Below are 6998 nucleotides of genomic sequence, written 5' to 3'. Positions count from 1 at the left end.
CGCCGCGTACGCGTGCCGTCCCACCTTGGTCGCCCGGAAGCGCCCGGCCCCGGCCACCACGAAGCTGCCCGACATCACGGTGTCACCGGCCTGCTTGAGCACCGGGTCGGCCTCACCCGTGAGCAGCGACTCGTCGACCTCCAGCCCCCCGGCCCAGGTCACGACGCCGTCCACCACGACCTGGTCCCCGACCCCGACCTCCAGGACCTCGTCCAGGACGATCTCCTGGGTCGCGACCCGGATCGTGGCGCCGTCGCGTACCACCCGGGGACGCGCGGCGTTGACGATCGCGAGCTGGTCCAGGGTGCGCTTGGCCCGCAGTTCCTGGACGATGCCGATCAGTGTGTTGATCACGATGACCATCGCGAACAACCCGTCCTGGACCGGCCCGATGACCGCGATGATCGAGAAGAGCACCGCGATCATCGCGTTGATACGGGTGAAGACGTTCCCCCGGATGATCTGCCCGACGCTGCGGCTCGCCCGGACGGGGACGTCGTTGGTCCGCCCGCCCGCGACACGTTCCGCGACCTCCTGACTCGACAGACCCCGCTCCGGGGGCGGCCCCAGGAGCACGGACCGGGCCGACACGGGCTCGGTCGGGATCGGGCCCCGCGGGGACCGGTCGGTTTCTTCGGACACGAAGGACTCCTGATCGGGAGGGCGAAGGGGACGGGAGCGGTGAAACCCCCGCTCAGCCGGGCCCCGGCGTCGACGCACACAAGACTAGGGAGCCCCCAGAGTAGACGCGCACGTCCCTCGGCGCCGTGGGGTGCGGGTGACTCTTCACCCTGGGGCCAGCACCACCCTGACCAGGGATCGTGTTCGGGGGGTTCGCGTCGTAGAGTCCATGGCAAGGGATCCGAACGCGTGGGAGACAACGAGATGTGCACGGTGATCGTCGGTTTTGATCCGGACGCCAGGACACCGCTGGTCGTCGCCGCGCTGAGGGACGAGATGAGGTCACGCCCCTGGGCGTGGCCCGCGCCGCACTGGCCCGAGCGGCCGCACCTGGTCGGCGGACGCGACCAGCTCGCCGGAGGGACGTGGCTGGCCGTGGACCCCCACAGGCGACGGATGGCCGCGCTGCTCAACGGGTGGCCGTGGGACGGCACCATGCCGTGGGAGGGCACCTACCCCGCCAGCCGGGGCGACCTGCCCCTCAGGGCGCTGGCCACGCAGAACCGTGACCCCCTCGCGGGCGAGGACCCCACCCTCTACGCCCCCTTCCACCTGCTGGACGCCGACGCGCACAGGGCGACCCTGTACAGCTGGGACGGGCGATGCCTGGACATCCGCTCCCTGCCCCGGGGCGTGACCACGCTGGTCAACACGGGCCTGGATCCCGCCGATCCCCGGGCCGCCCGCCACACGCCGGAGTTCGCCCGGACCCGCCCGGACCCGGACCTGTCGAAGGCGAACGACCCGGAGGAGGTCTGGGGGGAGTGGCCCGGCCTCATCGGCAGGGCGGCCCACCAGCGGCCGCGCTCGGCGGGCACCACCCCCGGGGGCGACCCCACGGCCCTGATCGCGCACGCGGACCTGGGCGACGGCCAGGTGTGGGCCACCGGCTCCGTGACTCTCGTCGCCCTGGACCGCGACACGGTCCGCTACGCCTTCACCGACACCCCCGCCGCCCCCGAACCCTGGAAGATGATCGACCTCCCGTAGCGGTGGGTCCGACTGACACGACGTGAGGCCCCGCCCTCAGGGGGCGGGGCCTCGACGGTGAGAGGGGTGTCAGGCCGTCAGGAGGAAGGCCAGTACCGCGAGGAGTGTCACCGAGGCGAACGCGGTCAGGGCGATGAGGGCGTTGGCGCGGAAGCGCTCCGCGTCATCGGGGGAGAAGGGGCCGTGATCGGTCTGGTTCATGCCCTCATTCTGCCGTGTCCCCCATGGGTCTAGTCCAGGGAGTAGACGCGGACGTAGTCCACGCGCATCTCCTGCGGCAGCTGGGTCGTACCGTCCGGGTAGCCGGGCCAGTCGCCGCCCACGGCCACGTTGAGGATCATGAAGAACGGCTGGTCGAACACCCACGGGTTCCCACGGGTGTCCGCGGCCGTGTAGGTCTGGTAGGCGATCCCGTTCACCGACCACGTGATGGAACCGGGCCTCCAGTCGACGGCGAACGTGTGGAAGGTGTCCGCGAACGACCAGCCCTGCGGGTGCATGTAGGAGCCGGTGAGCGGGTTGCCGCCGAAGTAGCCCGGGCCGTGGAGGCTGCCGTGCACCAGGTGGGGCTCGCGGCCGATGTTCTCCATGATGTCGATCTCGCCCGAGTCCGGCCACGGCGTGTTCGGGAAGTTCGAGCCCAGCATCCAGAAGGCGGGCCAGATGCCCTGGCCACGCGGGATCTGGATGCGGGCCTCCACCCGTCCGTACTGGGGCTGCACCTTGTTCTGGGTGGTCATCCGGGCCGAGGTGTAGCCGCCGTCCGCCTCCCTGCGGGCCGTGATGACGAGGTGGCCGTTGCCGTCCAGGGCCGAGTTGGCCCGGCTGGACGTGTAGTTCTGGAGCTCGTTGTTGCCCCAGCCGTGGGCACCGGTCTCGTGGTTCCAGTTCGCGGGGTTGGGGGCGCTTCCGGCGGGACCGTCGAACTCGTCGGACCACACGAGTGTGGCTCGCATGTCGGACTCCGGGGCGGCGGTGGTCGTGGCTGTGGCGGTGGCGGGGGAGAGCAGGGCCGCGGCGGTGATGACCGCCATGAACAGGGCGCGGTGCATGGGCTACTCCGGGGGGAAACGCCACAGGGTACACCCAGAGTGGCCACCCTGTGACGGCTGGTATTGAAAAGTTACTTTACGTTCAGTAAGTCGGATGCACAAGCGGGTCTTTCTCGGAAGTTTTCCGAAAGCGCGTCATAGGCGTCGTGGGGGACCGTCTATCCCAGGAAAGAGTTCGACGATCCACCGAGGAATCCACATGCTGAGCGCCCACGCCGTCCCCGCGCCCCTGTTCGACCCCGCCGACCTGGTGGGGCAGTGGGTCAGGCTGCGGGAGGACGGCACCGTCGGGCTGCTGACGTCCGCCGACCACACCGGCTGGACCCTGCGCACGCCGACCGGGGTCGTCTCGGCACGGGGACGCCTGGCCGCCGAGCCGGTCACCCGGCGGACCGAGGCCCGGCCGGTCCGCCGACGCCTGCGCGCGGTCATGGACGACCCGGCCTTCCCAGGCGCCGCCGACCTGGATCTCCTCGACCTCCAGCTGGCCGCCCACCCGTGATCGCCGGTGCGTCGCGCGCCCTCGGCCCGAGCCCGTCCGACTAGGGTGGACAGCGAGGTCGAGGGCACACCGCGGCGTGAGCCACGACCTAAGGAATGCGTAAACCCCCTGTGTGATCGCGGCGTCTCTCTGAGAGACGGCGCACTCGCCGTCGGACACGCGTGGAACGCACGCGTACACAGCAGGGGGCACCACCATGGGCCGACACGGCAACCTCATCGAATCCGGAGCGTACTGGCTGCTCTACGTCGTCTCCTTCAGTGGCGCCCTCCTGCACTGGCGTCTGGGGAACGAACTCCTGGCGGCGATCTGCGCCGTGACAGCCGTGTTCAGCGTCCTTCTGATCGGACGGGTCCGGATCCTCGCCGCACCGCAGGAGCGGTGACGGTATTCCCTTCCCACCTGGGGGGATCATCACCTTCGACCCCACCCGCTATCTGTGCGTTTGTCGCGTGCACGTGCGGATAGGCTTCCCGGTATGCGTTCATGGTCTGCGCCTGACATCGTCCCCCTGCCGGGTTCCGGCGGCCCTCTCCGTATCCACGACACCGCGACCGGACGGATAAGGACGACCACGCCGGGCTCCACCGCGGGTGTGTACGCCTGCGGCATCACCCCCTACGACGCCGCCCATCTGGGGCACGCCTTCACCTACCTGACCTTCGATCTGGTCAACCGGGTGTGGCGGGACGCCGGACACGACGTCAACTACGTCCAGAACACCACCGACATCGACGATCCCCTGCTGGAGCGGGCCGAGGCCACCGGTGTCGACTGGCGCGACCTCGCCCACCGGGAGATCGACGTCTTCCGTGACGACATGGCCGCGCTGTCGATCATCCCGCCCACGTCGTACGTGGGCGTCGTGGAGTCCGTCGACCTCATCAGCGACCTCGCGGTCCGTATCCGTGAGAGCGGCGCGGCGTACGAGGTGGACGGCGACCTCTACTTCTCGGTCGAGGCCGCCACGAGGTTCGGCGAGATCAGCAACCTCAGCCGCGAGGAGATGCTCGGCCTCTTCGGTCAGCGGGGCGGCGACCCCGAGCGCACCGGCAAGAAGGACCCCCTCGACTGGCTGCTGTGGCGCGCCGAGCGTCCCGGTGAGCCCGCGTGGGACAGCCCCCTCGGACGCGGCCGTCCCGGCTGGCACATCGAGTGCAGCGCCATCGCCCTGGACCGGCTCGGCCCCTCGTTCGACATCAACGGCGGCGGCAGCGACCTCATCTTCCCGCACCACGAGATGGGCGCGGCCGAGACCCGTTGTGCCACCGGTCGGCCCAACGCCCACAACCACCTGCACGTGGGCATGGTCGGCCTGAACGGCGAGAAGATGTCTAAGTCGCTGGGCAACCTGGTCTTCGTGTCCAAGCTGCGGCAGGAGGGTGTGGACCCGGCCGTCATCCGGCTGGCCATGCTCGGCCACCACTACCGCACGCCGTGGGAGTGGACCGACGCCGAGCTGCCCGCCGCCACCGAGCGCGCCGAGCGCTGGCGCGCGGCGGTGGCCCTGGGCGCGGGTCCGGACGCGGCCCCTGTGCTGGCCGCGGTGCGCGCCGCGCTCGCTGAGGACCTGGACTCCCCGTCCGCGCTCGCGGCGGTGGACGCCTGGGCGACCGCCGCGCTGGGCGAGGGCGGCACCGACACGTCCGCCCCCGGCCTGGTGCGCACCACCGTGGACACCCTGCTGGGAGTCCGGCTCTAGGCCCGGGGCCCGCGCGGTACCCTCACACCTCCGTGCCCGTTCCCGTCCGGTTCGTCAGGGACGGGCACGGAGCCCGGTCTCACCTGGGCTGGGGCACCCCCGGCCCGGTGGGGGCGGTGAAGTCGGGAAAGTGAACGGTCTCCGCCTCGGGGCGCAGCCGCACCACCGGCACCCCGTTGACGGGGTCGGCCCCGATCCGCTCGTAGTCGTCGAGGCCGTCCACGTCGTGGCCCAGGCCCCGCATCAGCTCGGTCGCCGACATCGGGTGCTCCTGCGCGTAGTGGGCGAGCACCTGCCCGGACTCCCGCGCCGGGAGCGCCTCGGCCACGCCCCGCAGGCGGCGGTTGCCGATCTGGAACAGCACGCGGGGTTCCGCGCGGACGTTGCGGAACCACTGGGACCGGTTCCCGTACCCGGACGCCACGAGCACCGCCCCGGTGTCGTCGTTGCGGCCCAGGACCTCCAGAACCGCCTGGCGGGCCTCGCCGGTGGAGCGCCCCCGGTGGGTGAGCAGCACGAAGCGCCCGCCCAGGAGCGGTCCCAGACCCAGCCGGTAGATCCAGATCGGAGCGCGGTACAGTGCGCGCCCGAGTGGGTCGCGCGGGGGTTGGGCGAACGTCATCGAGGCCTCCTGAGCTGGGTTCCAGCGCCCGAGTGTAGTGAGCCGCCCGGTGCGGAGGAGGCGACGCCACGCCAACGGTCGGTGCCCGCTGCCATCATGCCGCCATGGACACCAGAGCTGACATCCTCCACTCCACCGACTGGACGAGGGCCTTCCACGCCTATGGTCCGGCCACCGACGCGCCGGAGTTCCTCGCCGGGCTGCTGTCCGAGCAGGAGGAGGTCCGGGAGCGGGCGCTGGGCTACCTGAACAGCGCGATCCTGCACCAGGGGACGGTGTACCCGGCCACCCCGCCCGTCGCTCTGTTCGTCGCCGGTGTGCTGGGGGAGCCGGCGGTCGACCTTCCGGTGGGGGACCCGTTCCGGGAGGCCGCGGGTGCCGCCGTCGAACCGCTGCGTCTGGGCCTGCTCGACTTCCTGGCCGACGTGGCCCGTGCCGTCGCGGAACGGGCCGCCGGTCGTTCGCTCCCCGAACTGGAGGGGCTGGCCGATCCGGGGGAGCGCCGGGGCGAGCTCGACGCCCTCCTGACCGGGATGGCCGACGGTGACGCGGAGGGTGAGGAGGAGATCTGGGAGGACCCGCTCCTGGACACCGTGTTCCACGCGGCCCTGCGTGACCTGTGGCGGGCCGCGCCGACGCTGCTCGGGGCGGTGCGGCCGCTGCTCACGCACGCGGACGGCCGGGTACGCCAGCGGGCGGTGACGACCACCGGCGCGCTGTGCCGACTGGTCGAGGAGCCCGAGGTGGACCTGTCGGGCGCGGCGGACCTCGCCGAGAACCGCGACGAGGGGGCGGCGATCGTCCTCGCCCTGGTGGAGGGCGGTGGGGACACCACCTCTTTCCTCGCCCATCCTGACCAGGCGATACGTGCCTGCGCCGCGCTCTCGGAGGGGCTGGCGGGTGACCCCGTGGCGGTCGGGGAGCTGCGCGCGGCACTCCTCGACCCGGCCGCGGCCGACGCCTGGTTCCGGGACCGTCCCGGGTACTTTCCCGGCCACGTCCGGTTCTCGCTGGTCGACGCCCTGGTGAGCCGTTCGGGATCCGAGGACGCCGCCGACCTCCTCCCGGTGTTCCGTGAGCTGGCGGCGACGGCTGGTCCGTTCAGCTGCGAGGCCGACCTGCGGGGGCTGCTCCGCCTGGCCCTGGGGGTCGCGGAGAGTGCCCCCGCACCCGAGGTCGCGGCCCCCACCGAGCTCCAGCGCGCCTACCTCAGGGCCGTGGTCGACAACGACCGGCTCTGGGACACGCGTGTCGCGAACGTCGCCCTCCTCCTGCGGAGCCTCGGCCTCCCCACGGCTCGCGAGGCCCTGGCGGCTCTGGCCGCCACCCCCTGATCACCGGGGCGCACCGGGCGTCGATGGGAGACTTGTCCGTCAAGGTCCGGTTCGGTGGTGAATATGGTGACCACCTGTGGCCATGACATCGCGGAATCGCCACCAACGCGGAGTG

Annotated in this window: 9 protein-coding genes; 5 read left to right on the top strand and 4 right to left on the bottom strand. The window is 71.6% G+C overall.

All coding sequences use genetic code 11. The features are described from left to right. The coding region (locus ACRWK8_RS18375; protein ID WP_488186460.1) for a P-type ATPase actuator domain-containing protein at positions 1 to 606 on the bottom strand (606 nt) is incomplete at its 3' end. 279 nt (positions 607 to 885) lie between these two features. On the opposite strand from ACRWK8_RS18375, the gene ACRWK8_RS18370 reads away from it, so the two are divergent. Then, positions 886 to 1671: an NRDE family protein gene (locus tag ACRWK8_RS18370; protein WP_378736962.1), complete on the top strand. Its 786-nt coding sequence runs from the start codon at positions 886 to 888 to the stop codon at positions 1669 to 1671. A gap of 69 nt (positions 1672 to 1740) precedes the next feature. On the opposite strand, the gene ACRWK8_RS18365 is transcribed toward ACRWK8_RS18370, so the two are convergent. Together ACRWK8_RS18365 and ACRWK8_RS18360 are read right to left on the bottom strand one after the other, a co-directional pair. Beyond that, positions 1741 to 1872: a hypothetical protein gene (locus ACRWK8_RS18365; RefSeq protein WP_431871779.1), complete on the bottom strand. Its 132-nt coding sequence runs from the start codon at positions 1870 to 1872 to the stop codon at positions 1741 to 1743. Between the two features lie 29 nt (positions 1873 to 1901). Further along, positions 1902 to 2723, bottom strand: coding sequence for a glycoside hydrolase family 16 protein (locus tag ACRWK8_RS18360; protein WP_431871777.1), 822 nt, complete (start codon positions 2721 to 2723; stop codon positions 1902 to 1904). 199 nt (positions 2724 to 2922) lie between these two features. Between ACRWK8_RS18360 and ACRWK8_RS18355 the strand changes: the two genes are divergently transcribed. The 3 genes from ACRWK8_RS18355 to mshC all read left to right on the top strand — a co-directional run bounded on the left by ACRWK8_RS18355 (position 2923) and on the right by mshC (position 4927). Next, complete coding sequence (locus tag ACRWK8_RS18355; RefSeq protein WP_352387763.1) at positions 2923 to 3225, top strand: hypothetical protein; 303 nt, start codon at positions 2923 to 2925, stop codon at positions 3223 to 3225. 196 nt (positions 3226 to 3421) lie between these two features. Further along, entirely contained in the window at positions 3422 to 3610 is a 189-nt protein-coding gene (locus ACRWK8_RS18350; protein ID WP_352387765.1) for a hypothetical protein, read from the top strand. A 93-nt stretch (positions 3611 to 3703) separates the two neighbouring features. After that, on the top strand, positions 3704 to 4927 hold the full coding sequence (gene mshC, locus ACRWK8_RS18345; RefSeq protein WP_378736916.1) for a cysteine--1-D-myo-inosityl 2-amino-2-deoxy-alpha-D-glucopyranoside ligase: 1224 nt from the start codon (positions 3704 to 3706) through the stop codon (positions 4925 to 4927). A 79-nt stretch (positions 4928 to 5006) separates the two neighbouring features. Here the strand turns inward: mshC and ACRWK8_RS18340 are convergent, their stop codons facing one another. Further along, on the bottom strand, positions 5007 to 5549 hold the full coding sequence (locus ACRWK8_RS18340) for a nitroreductase family deazaflavin-dependent oxidoreductase (protein ID WP_378736914.1): 543 nt from the start codon (positions 5547 to 5549) through the stop codon (positions 5007 to 5009). A 104-nt stretch (positions 5550 to 5653) separates the two neighbouring features. Here ACRWK8_RS18340 and ACRWK8_RS18335 point away from each other — a divergent pair, with 104 nt between their 5' ends. Beyond that, the gene (locus tag ACRWK8_RS18335) at positions 5654 to 6883 is read left to right on the top strand and encodes a hypothetical protein (RefSeq protein ID WP_431871774.1); all 1230 of its coding nucleotides are present in this window, start codon (positions 5654 to 5656) and stop codon (positions 6881 to 6883) included. Positions 6884 to 6998: the final 115 nt, after the last annotated feature.

The organism is Nocardiopsis eucommiae, assembly GCF_965344335.1.
Lineage (GTDB): Bacteria > Actinomycetota > Actinomycetes > Streptosporangiales > Streptosporangiaceae > Nocardiopsis > Nocardiopsis eucommiae.
Note: the sequence above shows the minus strand (reverse complement) of the source record. Positions and strands in the feature narration are given on the sequence as shown.

What these genes read in the sequence shown, in the direction of transcription:
- ACRWK8_RS18370 (WP_378736962.1), top strand. Translation starts at nt 886, where the DNA reads ATGTGCACGGTGATCGTCGGTTTTGATCCGGACGCCAGGACACCGCTG.
- ACRWK8_RS18365 (WP_431871779.1), bottom strand. Translation starts at nt 1,872, where the DNA reads ATGAACCAGACCGATCACGGCCCCTTCTCCCCCGATGACGCGGAGCGC.
- ACRWK8_RS18360 (WP_431871777.1), bottom strand. Translation starts at nt 2,723, where the DNA reads ATGCACCGCGCCCTGTTCATGGCGGTCATCACCGCCGCGGCCCTGCTC.
- ACRWK8_RS18355 (WP_352387763.1), top strand. Translation starts at nt 2,923, where the DNA reads ATGCTGAGCGCCCACGCCGTCCCCGCGCCCCTGTTCGACCCCGCCGAC.
- ACRWK8_RS18350 (WP_352387765.1), top strand. Translation starts at nt 3,422, where the DNA reads ATGGGCCGACACGGCAACCTCATCGAATCCGGAGCGTACTGGCTGCTC.
- mshC (WP_378736916.1), top strand. Translation starts at nt 3,704, where the DNA reads ATGCGTTCATGGTCTGCGCCTGACATCGTCCCCCTGCCGGGTTCCGGC.
- ACRWK8_RS18340 (WP_378736914.1), bottom strand. Translation starts at nt 5,549, where the DNA reads ATGACGTTCGCCCAACCCCCGCGCGACCCACTCGGGCGCGCACTGTAC.
- ACRWK8_RS18335 (WP_431871774.1), top strand. Translation starts at nt 5,654, where the DNA reads ATGGACACCAGAGCTGACATCCTCCACTCCACCGACTGGACGAGGGCC.